Source organism: Streptomyces sp. A01 (assembly GCF_059026195.1).
In genome coordinates this window covers 87,066-100,093 of the sequence record NZ_JBWLKN010000010.1, presented here as the reverse complement: position 1 = coordinate 100,093, position 13,028 = coordinate 87,066, and the positions used below count along the sequence as shown (strand labels likewise).

Here is a 13,028-nt window from a genome sequence, read left to right as displayed (position 1 = left end):
ATGTAAAGGTTGTTGGGCTGTAAGGAGTCCACGGTTCTCTACCGGCCGGTAGGTCATAGGCTCGGCTCATGCGCCGAGCGAAAATCGTCTGTACTCTGGGCCCCGCCACCGACTCGTACGAGCAGATCAAGAGGCTCGTAGAGGCCGGAATGGACATGGCCCGCCTCAACCTCAGCCACGGCAAGTACGTGGAGCATGAGGAGCGATACCACCGGGTGCGCGAGGCATCCAAGGAGACCGGCCGCAGCGTCGGCGTCCTCGCTGACCTTCAAGGTCCGAAGATTCGGCTCGGCCGATTCCGTGAAGGACCCGTACTCCTTGAACGCGGCGACGACTTCGCCATCACCGTTGAGGACATGGAGGGCGACCGCTACTGCTGCGGCACCACCTACGCGGGGCTGGCCGCCGATGTCACGCGCGGTGAGCGCATCCTCGTCGACGACGGCCGCGTCACCCTCGAAGTGACCTCCGTCAGCGGGCCGCGTGTCCACACCACGGTCATCGAAGGCGGCATGGTCTCCGACCACAAGGGCCTTAACCTGCCCGGCGTCGCGGTCTCCGTGCCCGCCCTGTCGGAGAAGGACATCGAGGACCTGCGCTGGGCGCTGCGCACCGGCGCCGACATCATCGCGCTGTCCTTCGTCCGCAACGCCGACGACATCCGGGACGTGCACCGGATCATGGACGAGGAGGGGCGCAGGCTCCCCGTCATCGCCAAGGTGGAGAAGCCGCAGGCCGTCGACAACCTCGAAGCGATCGTGGACGCCTTCGACGGCATCATGGTCGCCCGGGGCGACCTGGGCGTCGAAATGCCGCTGGAGGCCGTGCCGATGGTCCAAAAGCGCGCCATCAAGCTCTCCAGGCGCAACGCCAAGCCGGTGATCGTGGCGACGCAGATGCTCGACTCGATGATCGACGCCTCCCGGCCCACCCGCGCCGAGGCGTCCGACGTCGCCAACGCCGTCATGGACGGCACGGACGCCGTGATGCTCTCCGGCGAGACCAGTGTCGGCAAGTATCCGATCGAGACGGTCAAGACGATGGGCCGCATTGTCGCGGCGGCCGAGGAAGAGGTCCTGGCCAGAGGGCTTCCGCCGCTGACCGAGCGCAGCAAGCCCCGTACCCAGGGCGGCGCCGTGGCCAGGGCGGCGGCGGAGATGGGCGACTTCCTCGGTGCGAAGTTCCTCGTCGCCTTCACCCAGTCCGGCGACACGGTCCGCAGGCTCTCGCGCTACCGCTCACCCATCCCGGTCCTGGCCTTCACCCCGGACCCGCAGACCTACTCCCAGCTCAACCTCACCTGGGGCGTCGAGACCTTCCTCGGCCCCCGCGTCGAGTCCACCGACGCGATGGTGGCCCAGGTGGACGAGGAGCTGCTGCGCATCGGCCGCTGCCAGAAGGGCGACGTCGTCGTCATCACGGCGGGCTCCCCGCCCGGCGTCCCCGGCTCCACGAACCTGGTCCGCGTCCACCACATCGGTGACGTCGACCCGGCCGCGTAAGAGGGCGGCAACGGGGGATCGGCGAGAGTCAAGCCCTGGCTGTGCCGCCACGTAGTGAAGCGATGTTCGCCTCAGTGAGTGAAGATCGCCAACAGATGACAACCTTAGAAAGGAAGGTAGAGTGCCCCGGGTGGGATTCGAACCCACGCTGGCGGCTGTTTGAGAGCCGTGCCTCTTCCGCTGGGCTACCGGGGCATCCTTCGAAAGGAAGGTTAGCGGAGATCCGCCGTGCATCAAAGATACAGGAGCTAGGTAGGCTCATGGGGCACCACCTGCCTGATCCGAGGAGTCCCGTGAGCGCCGTCGAGCCCGAGCCCGTTGATGACGAGCAGCCGCACGTCCCGCCGCAGACCACACGCGTCGTCATCGCTGAGGACGAGGCCCTGATCCGCCTCGACCTGAAGGAAATGCTCGAAGAAGAGGGGTATTCCGTCGTCGGCGAGGCGGGCGACGGGCAGCGAGCCGTCGAGCTCGCCCGCGAACACCGCCCCGACCTGGTCATCCTCGATGTGAAGATGCCGGTGCTCGACGGGATCTCGGCCGCCGAGCAGATCGCGGCCGACAGCATCGCGCCCGTGCTCATGCTCACGGCGTTCTCGCAGCGCGAACTGGTCGAGCGGGCCAGGGACGCCGGGGCGATGGCGTACCTCGTCAAGCCGTTCAGCAAGAGCGACGTGGTGCCCGCCATCGAGATGGCCGTCTCGCGGTTCACCGAGCTCAAGGCGCTGGAGATGGAGGTCGCCGACCTCTCCCAGCGACTGGAGACCCGCAAGCTCGTGGACCGGGCGAAGAGCGTGCTGCAGTCGCAGTACGGCCTGACCGAGCCCGCGGCCTTCCGGTGGATTCAGAAGACGTCGATGGACCGCCGGATGTCCATGCAGCAGGTCGCCGAGGCGGTCATCGAGGACGCCGCGGAGAAGAAGGCCGCGAAGAGCGCGAAGGAAGCGTAGCCCGCGAGTTCGCGCAGCAGCGGGCAAGCGGCAGCAGACAAGTAACAGCGAAGGGGCCCGCGCCGTCGGCAGGACGGCGCGGGTCCCTTCGTCGTGACCTGCGGATGCACCGGGAGCGCAGTCAGGGAGCGTTCGGCGGATCATGCGTGCCCAGCACCGGGCGGGGCTGTGCCCCGTCAGGGGCGCGGGGAACTGCGCGACCGGCCACGACGCACCCGCACTCCGCGACACACGGACAGGGACACCCCGCCCCAGCACAGCCCGCCGGACGCCGGCCTAGTCCTCGCCCAGATACGCCTTACGTACCGACTCGTCGTGCATGAGGTGTTCGCCGGTACCCGACAGGACGATCCTGCCGATCTCCATCACATGCCCGTGGTCGGCGAGCGACAGTGCCGCCTGGGCGTTCTGCTCCACCAGGAGAATCGTGGTGCCGTCGGCCTTCAGCTCGCGGATGGTGTGCATGATCTTCTGCATCATGATCGGGGAGAGCCCCATCGAGGGCTCGTCGAGCATGAGCAGCTTGGGGCGGGACATCAGGGCCCGGCCCATCGCGAGCATCTGCTGTTCGCCACCGGAGAGGGTGCCCGCCGCCTGCTTGCGGCGCTCGCCGAGGATCGGGAACAGCTCGTACGCCCGCTGGATGTCCTTCTCGATTCCGGCGGTGTCCTTCCGCAGGAACGCGCCGAGTTGCAGGTTCTCCATGATCGTCAGCCGGGGGAAGATGTGCCGGCCCTCGGGGGAGTGGGCGAGGCCCAGTGCGACGATCTTGTGGGCCGGCGTGCCGGTGAGCGGCTTCCCTTCGAAGTGCACCGTGCCCGCCAGCGGCTTGAGCAGCCCGGACAGGGTGCGGAGGGTGGTGGTCTTGCCCGCGCCGTTGGTGCCGATGAGGGTGACGACCTCGCCCGCCTCGACACTGAACGAGATGCCCTTGACGGCCTCGATCTTGCCGTAGGCGACCCGCAGATCCTCAACTTCAAGGAGTGCCGTCACTGTCCGTCCTCCGTACGTGCGGTGTGCTGCTGCGCCTCGGCGGCTTCGACTTCGGCGGCTTCCTCATCCCCGGGGGCTCCCTCGAACGGCGTACCGAGGTAGGCGGCGATGACGCGCTCGTCGGCCTGGACGACCGCCGAGGTGCCTTCGACGAGTTTCTCGCCCTGGACGAGGACGGCGACGCGGTCGCACAAATTGAAGATGAACCGCATGTCGTGCTCGATGACGAGGACGGCCGTGCCCTGATCGCGTACGGCGAAGACGAGCTCCTCGGTCGCGCGGGTCTCCTGGGGGTTCATGCCGGCCGTGGGCTCGTCGAGCAGCAGCAGCCCCGGTTCGCTGGCGAGCGCCCGGGCGATCTCAAGCTTGCGCTGTTCGCCGTACGGGAGGTTGCGCGCCAGGTGGTCGCATTTGGCGGCGAGGCCGGTGAACTCAAGGAGTTCCATGGCGCGCGCCGTGGACTCGTTTTCGGCGCGCCGGAAGGCGGGCAGCCGCAACAGCGCCGACCACAGGCCCTCGTTGGTGCGGGTGTGACGGCCGACGAGGACGTTTTCGAGGACGGTCATGTTGGCGAAGAGGCGGATGTTCTGGAAGGTGCGGGCGATGCCCGCCTGGGTGACGAGGTGCGGTTTGGGCGGGAGTACCTTGCCCTCGTAGGAGACCTTGCCTTCGGTGGGGACGTACAGCCCCGTAAGGCAGTTGAAGAAGGTGGTCTTGCCCGCGCCGTTGGGGCCGATGAGGCCGACGATCTCGCCGGCGCCCACGGTGAGATCGACGGAGCGTACGGCGGTGAGTCCGCCGAAGCGCATCGTGACACCGGTGGCACTGAGGACCGGCTTGGCGGGGGCATCGCTCTTGGTGAGGCTGGTGGTCGTCATCTGTCTTACGCCTCCGCCTTGGTGACGCCGATGCCCTGGCCGGGGAGGCCGTCTTCGGGCACGTCCAGTTGGCCGGTCTCATGGAATTCGAGTTGCTTCCTGCGGTCGGCGACCAGGCCCTCGGGGCGGAAGCGCATGAGCAGGACGAGCGCGATGCCGAAGAGGAAGAGCTGGTAGTCGGCCATGAACTCCATCTTGGCGGGGATGAGGTAGAGCAGCGCCGCGCCGATGATGGGCCCGCTCAGGGTGCCCATGCCGCCGAGGATGACGGCGGCGAGCAGGAAGGCGGAGTTGGGCGGTACGGGGCCGGCGAACTGGTACTGCTCGGGCGTGACGGTGGTCGTCACATGGGCTTGTACGGTGCCGGCGAGTCCGGCGAGGGTGGCACCGAGGGCGAAGGCGAGCAGCTTGAGCCGGAAGCTGTTGATGCCCATGGCCGTGGCCGCTGTCTCGTCCTCGCGGATGGCGATCCAGGCACGGCCGATGCGGGACTCCGCGGCGCGCCGGAAGACGAGGACGACGACGGCGGTGACGAGCAGCATCAGCAGGTAGTAGTTGCCGAAGGGCCCGATGGGATAGCCGAGGATGTCGTGGTTCTCGCCGAAGTCGAAACCGAAGATGTTGAGACTGGGGACGTTGGGGATACCCATGGCGCCGTTGGTGACGTCGGGTCCCGTGGTGCCGTTGAGGTTGAGCATGGAGATGCGGAAGATCTCGCCGAAGCCGAGGGTGACGATGGCGAGGTAGTCGCCACGCAGCCGCAGGGTGGGGGCGCCGATGAGGACGCCGAAGACGAGTGAGGCGGCGGCGCCGGTGAGCATGGCGGCCCAGAACGGGAAGTGCACGCCGATGGAGGACTCCGGGGAGCCCGAGACGAGCGCGGCCGCGTAGGCGCCGACGCCGAGGAAGGCGACGTAGCCGAGGTCGAGGAGCCCGGCGAGGCCGACGACGACGTTGAGGCCGAGGGCGACGGTCGCGAAGATCAGGATGTAGGCGCCCACGGAGGTGTAGGTGTCGTTGTCCTGGGTGAACGGGAAGCAGGCGGCGGCGACGAAGGCTGCCGCGAGGGCGATGTTGTGGTGCTTGGCGGTGAGGGCGGAGAGCCGGGCGACGAGTCCGGCGCGGCTGAGGGCGGCGAACCCGAAGCCGGTGAGGATGAGGTAGCCGACGAACAGTTCGGCGTACTCGGTGTCGATGCCGTACGTGAAGAGGTAGAGGCCGATGCCGAAGGCGACGGCGATGATGATGATCTCCAGCCAGGTGGGGATCTTCTGGGCCCGCCCGGGAGCGGCGGCGGTGAGGGCGCGGCGGAACCGGTGCCAGACCGCCGGTCCCGGTGCCGGGACCGGCGTGGGCTCGGCGGCGCAGTCGGTGCGCAGCCCGAGGGCGCCGATGACGGCGATGAGCGAGGTGACGGCGGCGGCGTAGGCGCCGGGTTCGAGGTTGGCCATGCCGCCGAGGTCGGTGGCGATGGCGATCACCGTGTACCAGGTGGTGGCGAAGGTACCGAGGGCCAGCAGGAGGACAGCGGCGCTTGTTCCTGCCGGCGCGAGCCAGCGCAGACCACGGATGCCGTAGCCGACGATGACGTACACGGTGGTGAGGACCGCCCCGGTGAGGGTGATCATCTGGAGGCCGCCGGGGTAGCCGGTGACCGTGAGGTCGCCGGGGAAGGCGGAGGTCCAGGTCCAGGCGAGGAAGGTGGAGATGACGGCGCCGGCGGCGCCGGCGGCGGTGATGATCCGGGCGACGCCGTGCGGCATGGGGAGCGGCGCGGTGTGCTCGGCTGGGGTGGTCTTGGTGGTCATCGACATCACGCCCGATCCGCGACGCGTTCGCCCAGCAGGCCCTGGGGGCGCAGGAGCAGTACGAGGATGAGGAGGACGAAGGCCCAGACGTCCTTCCAGGAGCCGCCGCCGAACTGGGTCATACCGGGGATCTCCTCGATGTAACCGGTGGCGAGGGCTTCGGCGAGGCCGAGGACGACGCCGCCGAGCATGGCGCCGTAGATGTTGCCGATGCCGCCGAGGACGGCCGCGGTGAAGGCCTTGAGCCCGAGGATGAATCCCATACGGAACTGGACCTCACCGGTGCGCAGTCCGTACGCGACGGCGGCCACGGCGGCGAAGGTGGCGCCGATCGCGAAGGCCATCACGATGATGCGGTCGGTGTTGATGCCCATGAGCTTCGCGGTGTCCGGGTCCTGCGCCGTCGCCTGCATGCCGCGCCCGGTGCGGGTCTTGGCGACGAACAGGCCGAGGGCGAGCATGCACAGGGGTGCGGCGATGAGGACGAACAGGTCACCACGCTGGATGGTCATGTTCCAGAATTCGAAGGACTCGCCCTTGAACTGGGGGAACACCCGGGCTTTCTTGGCGTCCGGGTACCACTTCCATATCGCCTGCTGGAGCGCGATGGACAGGCCGATCGCGGTGATCAGCGGCGCGAGGCGGGGTGCGCCGCGCAGCGGGCGGTAGGCGAACCGTTCGGCGGCGACGCCGACGACGACGGAGGTGGCGATCCCGCCGAGGAGCATCAGGGGCAGCGCCAGCATGAGGGCGGTGTCCCCGGGAAGTGCGAGGTAGACGGTCAGCGCGCCGAAGCCGCCGACCATGAAGATCTCACCATGGGCGAAATTGATGAGCTGGACGATGCCGTAGACCATCGTGTAGCCGATCGCGATGAGTCCGTACATCGCGCCGAGGATGAGTCCGTTGGCCAGCTGTTGCGGCAGTTCGTGCACCGCAGGGCCTCCGTGGAGTGGGAAGGGCGTGGCAGGGCGGCCGGCCGGGCCGCGCGGATCGGTTGTGCCGGGCCGCGCGGCCGAGCCGGTGATGCGGTTGCTGGTGAGCGGATCAGTCCTTGTACTGCTCGCTGAACTGGGACTTCCAGGTCTTGCCCTCGACCTTGTACGCGGTGATCATCGTGTTGGTCGTGTCGCCGTACTCGTCGAAGGAGACGGGGCCTGTGACGCCGTCGAACTTCACGGTGCTGAGCGCTTCGACGATCTTGTCGCGGGGGTCGTCGGGAAGCTTGCCGTCGTTGTCGGCGACGACGGACTTCACGGCCTGGATGAGGGCCCAGGTGGCGTCGTAGGTGGAGCCGCCGTATGCCTCGTAGCGGTCCTTGTAACCGGCGGCCTTGTAGTCGGCGATGAACTTCTTGGCCGACGCCAGCTCCTCGACGGGCTTGCCGACGGAGGTGGCGTAGTCGCCCTGCGCCTTCTTGTTGAGGCTGATGAAGTCGGCGCTGTACATGCCGTCGCCGCCCATCAGCGGCACGTTGACGCCGCCTTCCTTGAGCTGCTGGCTGAGCGGCGCGGACGCCGGGTACTCGCCGCCGTAGAAGATCAGGTCGGGCTTGGCGCTGCGGGCCTTGGAGACGATGGCCTTGAAGTCCCGGTCCTCGGGGTTGACGTGTTCGGTGCCGACGACCTTGCCGCCGAGCGAGGTGAACTTCTCCTGGAATGCCGTGGCGAGACCGACGCCGTACGTCTTCTGGTCGTCGATGACGTAGACCCGCTTGGCCTTGATCTTCTCCCAGGCGTACTTGCCGCCGAAGGCGCCCTGCACCTCATCCGTGGTGGCGGTGCGGAAGTACGTCTTGAACTGGCGCTTGCGATCGTCTTTCTTCCAGTCCTTGCCCTGGGAGAGGTCGGGCGTGGTGTTCGCGGGGGAGATCAGCGGCACGCCATTGGTGTCGGCGACCTTCTGCATCGACTGGGCGACGCCGGAGTTCAGCGGGCCGACGACACCGACGACCTTGTCGTCACCGGCGAGCTTGGTGACGTTCTGCTGGCCCGCGCTGGGCTGGGCCTTGTCGTCGAGAGCCCGTAGTTCGAACTTGACGCCCGGGACCTCGCCTATCTTGTTGGCGTTCTTGACGGCGAGGTCGCCGGAGTTCTTGATGCCCTGCCCCAGGGCGGACAGTTCGCCGGTGAGCGGCGCGTCAAGACCGATGACGACGGTGGTTTTGCCACCGTCTTCGTCATCGTTGTTGTCGTCGTCGCGTGATCCGCACGCGCTCAGGGTGAGTGCCCCTGTGGTGAGAACGGCGGTGAGTGCAAGCAAGGAACGGTGACGCACGATCAGTCCTTTCCCCTGGCGCGGCCGCTTCGGCGTAAGCGGCCGTGTCGCGCGCCGGGCCGTACAGGGGTCGTACAGAGTCCGTGCTGTGTCGGCGCCCGGCGGCGCGGTGACTGGCGGTGACTCTAAGCCGGTGGGCGTGCGGTCGGCAGAGGTGCTGGCCAGGATGTGACGCTCTTGTTATGACGTGCGTGTCTCTGTAGCGTCGAAGAGTGTGTAAAAGGTGCGTATGCTGACAAACCCCATCGTCCGGATAGTGAGAACTCGCAGTTCCGCTAAGGGGTTGACGGGCTCTCCATATGCGGAGCGTGGCGTGTCACTTGTCTTTCGGTGGCGTAGATCACTAATGACCGAACCGTGCTGTGACGCCTGTCATAGCCAAGATCACATCGGCGTTACGCAGTGTTACGGCCGGAAAATCGCGGCTGTCGGCCGCTTGTTCGTCCGGGCCTTGGTGATCTCGCTGGAGAGGCGGGAGGTGGTTTTGGGCACGGGTGGGGTTCGGTCGCGGGCCCCGGTTGCGGGCCGGGGGGCGTGGTGGGGGTGCGGCGGTGTCGGCCGGGTGGTGTGGGGGTGCGGGCCGGGCGGAGCGGGGTGTGGTGGTGCGGGTCGGGGCGGAGCGGGGTGTGGCGGTTGCGGGCCGGGGCGGAGCGGGGTGTGGTGGTGCGGGCCGGAGCGAAAGGGTCGGCGCCGAGGGCTCCGAGGGGGCGCGGGACCGGATATTTACGGCCCGGTGCCCCGATGCGCGGAGTTGGCCTCTCGTTGGCCACAAATATCCGATAGCGTCCCGACCCCCTCTGCGCCCTCGCCGCCTTCCGTCTGTTCGGCTGAGCCGAGCGCCGAGCGCCGAGCGGGGAGCGGGGAGTGGGTGGCGTGCGGGTGGGTGGCGTCCCCGTCCCCTCTGCGTCCTTGTCGCCTTCCGTCGGCGTCGGCTGAGCCAGCGCGCCACGGCGGGGAGTGGGTGGCGGGGCTGTGGCGGGTGGAGGCCCGGTGGTGGCGCCGTCCCGTGCCTCTGTGCCCTCGTCGCCTTCCGTGCGGGTCGGCTGAGTCGGTCCGTCGTGGGGGTGGCCGGGTGGGGGTGGGGCCGGCGAACCCCTCTGTGCCCTCGTCGACTTCCGTGCGGGTCGGCTGAGCCGGTTCGTCGTGGGGGTGGCCGGGCGGCCGGGTGGCGTGTGGGTGGGGGGAGGGCGTGTGTGGGCTGGCTCGCTGTGCTCGGGGGGCTGTTGTGGCATCAGTTGGCGAGTCGTCAGGGTGACTCGCCGTCAAATGAGTCCAGGCCGCGAGAAGTCACTTCGCAAGCGGGTGGTCAGCGGGTTTCCGGCGGTTCACTCGTGCCCGGCATCGGGCTGCGCGTGGAGCCTCCTCAGGCCGCCAGGCCCAGAGGAGCAGCCCTGGCACAGCGAAGGGGCGCGCCCTGTCGGGGGCGCGGGGAACTGCGCCACCAGCCACAGCGCACCCGCAGAATGCGATGCACGGACAGGAGCTCACCCTCGCTGGCGTGACCCGCCGGACACGGTCCAGGTAAAGAACAGGGGTGCGGCGGGCTGGCCGCCGCCCCCTGCGGAGCCGGTGGCGTCCTCAGCTGGCGGCTTGGGTCACGTCGACGTCGCGCAGCAGGCAGGTCAGCCGGGCGGTGCACACCCGCTTGTCGTGCTCGTCGGTGATGACGATCTCGTACGTGGCGGTGGTCCGGCCCCGGTGTACGGGCGTGGCCACGCCGGTGACCAGGCCGGAGCGGACGCCACGGTGATGCGTGCAGTTCAGGTCGACGCCGACCGCGATCTTGTGCGGTCCCCCGTGCAGCATCGAGCCCACCGAACCCAGAGTCTCGGCCAGCACGGCGGACGCCCCGCCGTGCAGCAGGCCGTACGGCTGGGTGTTGCCCTCGACGGGAAGGGTGCCGACAACGCGGTCGGGCGCCGCCTCCAGAATGGTCAGCCCCATGCGCTCGCCCAGGTGCCCGGCGGAGAAGAGGGCGGGCAGGTCGAGGCCGAGCCCCGCGTACTGGTCGAGAATTTCCTGCGGGAACGTGGTCTTGGTGTGCTCGCCCATGGCGTCCGGCTCCGATCAGCGGCTTTCGTACATTCGCGGTGCACCGTCTTACCTATCAGGTGCCTGAGCGAACGCTTAGACGGGGGCCATCTGTTCCAGGCGGATCACCACGGACTTGCTCGCGGGCGTGTTGCTGGTGTCCGCCGTGGCGTCCAGGGGGACGAGCACGTTGGTCTCCGGGTAGTAGGCGGCGGCGCAGCCGCGGGCTGTCGGGTAGTGGACGACGCGGAATCCGGGGGCGCGCCGCTCGACACCGTCCTGCCATTCGCTGACCAGGTCCGCGTACGCGCCGTCCGCCAGGCCCCGCTCCCTGGCGTCCTCGGGATGGATCAGGACGACGCGACGGCCGTTCTTGATGCCCCGGTAGCGGTCGTCGAGGCCGTAGATCGTGGTGTTGTACTGGTCGTGCGAGCGGAGCGTCTGGAGCAGCAGCCGGCCCTCGGGCAGCCGCGGGTACTCCACGTCGGCGGCGGTGAAGTTGGCCTTGCCGGTGGTGGTGGGGAAGCGGCGCTCATCGCGCGGGGCATGCGGCAGGGTGAACCCGCCGGGGGCCCGGACCCGGGTGTTGAAGTCCTCGAAGCCGGGGATGACGCGCGCGATACGGTCGCGGATCGTCCCGTAGTCCCGCTGGAACTCCTCCCACGGGGTGCGGCTGGTCTCGCCCAGGACCTGCCGGGCGAGGCGGCAGACGATGGCGGGCTCGGACAGCAGCTGGGGCCCGGCCGGGGCGAGCCTGCCGTGGGAGGCGTGCACCATGCCCATGGAGTCCTCGACGGTGACGAACTGGTCACCGCCCTCCTGGGTGTCCCGTTCCGTGCGGCCGAGGGTGGGCAGGATGAGCGCCCGCGCGCCGGTGACCACATGCGAGCGGTTGAGCTTGGTCGAGACGTGCACGGTGAGCCGGGCGCGGCGCATCGCGGCCTCGGTGACCTCCGTGTCGGGTGAGGCGGCGACGAAGTTGCCGCCCATCGCGAAGAACACCTTGGCTTCCCCGTCACGCAGCGCGCCGATGGCCCGTACGACGTCGTAGCCGTGCTCGCGCGGCGGGGCGAACCCGAACTCCTTCTCCAGCGCGTCCAGGAACGCGGGCGCGGGCCGCTCGAAGATGCCCATGGTGCGGTCGCCCTGCACGTTGCTGTGCCCGCGCACGGGGCACACCCCGGCGCCGGGACGGCCGATGTTCCCGCGCAGCAGGAGGAAGTTGACGACCTCCCTGATGGTGGACACCGAGTGCTTGTGCTGGGTGAGGCCCATGGCCCAGCACACGATGGTGCGCCGTGAGGCGAGGACCATCTTCAGCGCCTGGTCGATCTCGGCCCGCCGCAGGCCGGTGGCGCGCAGCGTCTCGTCCCAGTCGGCGCGCCGGGCGGCTGTCGAGAACTCCTCGAACCCGTGCGTGTGCGCGTGGACGAACTCCTCGTCGACGGCGCCCTCCGTCTCCAGGACCAGCTTGTTCAGGGCGCGGAACAGAGCCTGGTCGCCGCCGATGCGGATCTGGAGGAAGAGGTCGGTGAGAGGGGTGCCGCCGCCGGCGAGGCCGCGCGCGGTCTGCGGGTTCTTGAACCGCTCCATCCCCGCCTCGGGCAGCGGGTTGACGGTGATGACGCGCGCGCCGTTCGCTTTCGCCTTCTCCAGGGCGGTGAGCATGCGCGGATGGTTGGTGCCCGGGTTCTGCCCGGCGACGATGATCAGGTCCGCCTGGTAGAGGTCGTCGAGCAGCACGCTGCCCTTGCCGACGCCGAGCGTCTCGGTGAGCGCGGAGCCCGAGGACTCATGGCACATGTTGGAGCAGTCGGGCAGGTTGTTCGTGCCGAATTCGCGGGCGAACAGCTGGTAGAGGAACGCGGCTTCGTTGCTGGTGCGGCCCGAGGTGTAGAAGACGGCTTCGTCGGGGGAGGCGAGGGCGCGCAGCTCGTCGGCGATGAGGCGGAACGCGCGGTCCCAGGAGACCGGCTCATACCGCTCGGCGCCCTCGTCGAGCAGCATGGGCTGGGTGAGGCGGCCCTGCTGGCCCAGCCAGTAGCCACTGCGGTTCGCGAGGTCGGCGACCGGATGCGCGGCGAAGAACGCGGGGGTGACGCGGCGCAGCGTCGCCTCCTCGGCGACGGCCTTCGCGCCGTTCTCACAGAACTCCGCCGTGTGGCGTTTGTCCCCTTCGGGCCAGGCGCAGCCGGGGCAGTCGAAGCCGTCCTTCTGGTTGACCTGGAGAAGGGTGAGCGCGGTGCGGCGCACGCCCATCTGCCGCTGCGCGGCCAGCAGCGAGTGGGCGACGCCGGGCAGCCCGGCCGCGGCCTGCCGCGGCGCGCTCACCTCGGGCGCGTCCTGAACCGGATCACCTGCGGGTGGCTTGGCTGCCATGGCGCGCTCCCCTTTGAGCGGTCGGTCTTCACTGCGAGCGGTCGGGTCCGCGCTGCCGGGCGGTGAGCGGTCGGCCCGCACCGCCCGCCGGTACGGGGTCGGTATACGTAAATCCTGTCATGAGGCTCTGACAGCGCGTTCTGCGCACTCACGGGAGCGGCCGCGCTGGAGCGGCCTCACCGCAGCACGTGGCTCGGGATTGTCAGTGGG

The 13,028-nt window shown here is 69.0% G+C and carries 9 protein-coding genes and 1 tRNA gene; 2 read left to right on the top strand and 8 right to left on the bottom strand.

What is annotated here, in order from left to right; all coding sequences use genetic code 11:
• Positions 1-68: 68 nt before the first annotated feature.
• Positions 69-1,502, top strand: a complete 1,434-nt coding sequence (pyk, locus tag AC5P1B_RS15790) for a pyruvate kinase (RefSeq protein WP_493887755.1) — start codon at positions 69-71, stop codon at positions 1,500-1,502.
• A gap of 122 nt (positions 1,503-1,624) precedes the next feature.
• Here pyk and AC5P1B_RS15785 read toward each other — a convergent pair.
• Positions 1,625-1,697: transfer RNA gene (locus tag AC5P1B_RS15785), tRNA-Leu, on the bottom strand.
• Between the two features lie 98 nt (positions 1,698-1,795).
• Here AC5P1B_RS15785 and AC5P1B_RS15780 point away from each other — a divergent pair.
• On the top strand, positions 1,796-2,452 hold the full coding sequence (locus tag AC5P1B_RS15780; RefSeq protein WP_493887754.1) for an ANTAR domain-containing response regulator: 657 nt from the start codon (positions 1,796-1,798) through the stop codon (positions 2,450-2,452).
• A gap of 276 nt (positions 2,453-2,728) precedes the next feature.
• On the opposite strand, the gene AC5P1B_RS15775 is transcribed toward AC5P1B_RS15780, so the two are convergent.
• From AC5P1B_RS15775 to AC5P1B_RS15745, 7 genes are all read right to left on the bottom strand, one after another.
• The gene (locus AC5P1B_RS15775; RefSeq protein ID WP_493887753.1) at positions 2,729-3,445 is read right to left on the bottom strand and encodes an ABC transporter ATP-binding protein; all 717 of its coding nucleotides are present in this window, start codon (positions 3,443-3,445) and stop codon (positions 2,729-2,731) included.
• Entirely contained in the window at positions 3,442-4,323 is an 882-nt protein-coding gene (locus AC5P1B_RS15770) for an ABC transporter ATP-binding protein (protein WP_493887752.1), read from the bottom strand. The genes AC5P1B_RS15775 and AC5P1B_RS15770 overlap by 4 nt, the downstream gene beginning before the upstream one ends.
• Before the next feature lie 5 nt (positions 4,324-4,328).
• Positions 4,329-6,131, bottom strand: coding sequence for a branched-chain amino acid ABC transporter permease (locus AC5P1B_RS15765; protein ID WP_493887925.1), 1,803 nt, complete (start codon positions 6,129-6,131; stop codon positions 4,329-4,331).
• A 5-nt stretch (positions 6,132-6,136) separates the two neighbouring features.
• Positions 6,137-7,066, bottom strand: a complete 930-nt coding sequence (locus tag AC5P1B_RS15760) for a branched-chain amino acid ABC transporter permease (protein ID WP_493887751.1) — start codon at positions 7,064-7,066, stop codon at positions 6,137-6,139.
• A 112-nt stretch (positions 7,067-7,178) separates the two neighbouring features.
• Positions 7,179-8,393 carry a branched-chain amino acid ABC transporter substrate-binding protein gene (locus AC5P1B_RS15755; RefSeq protein WP_493887924.1) on the bottom strand — a complete coding sequence of 405 codons (1,215 nt, stop codon included), beginning with the start codon at positions 8,391-8,393 and terminating at the stop codon, positions 7,179-7,181.
• Positions 8,394-9,986: 1,593 nt separating this feature from the next.
• Positions 9,987-10,460: a PaaI family thioesterase gene (locus AC5P1B_RS15750; RefSeq protein ID WP_493887750.1), complete on the bottom strand. Its 474-nt coding sequence runs from the start codon at positions 10,458-10,460 to the stop codon at positions 9,987-9,989.
• A gap of 75 nt (positions 10,461-10,535) precedes the next feature.
• Entirely contained in the window at positions 10,536-12,818 is a 2,283-nt protein-coding gene (locus AC5P1B_RS15745; RefSeq protein WP_493887749.1) for an FdhF/YdeP family oxidoreductase, read from the bottom strand.
• Positions 12,819-13,028: the final 210 nt, after the last annotated feature.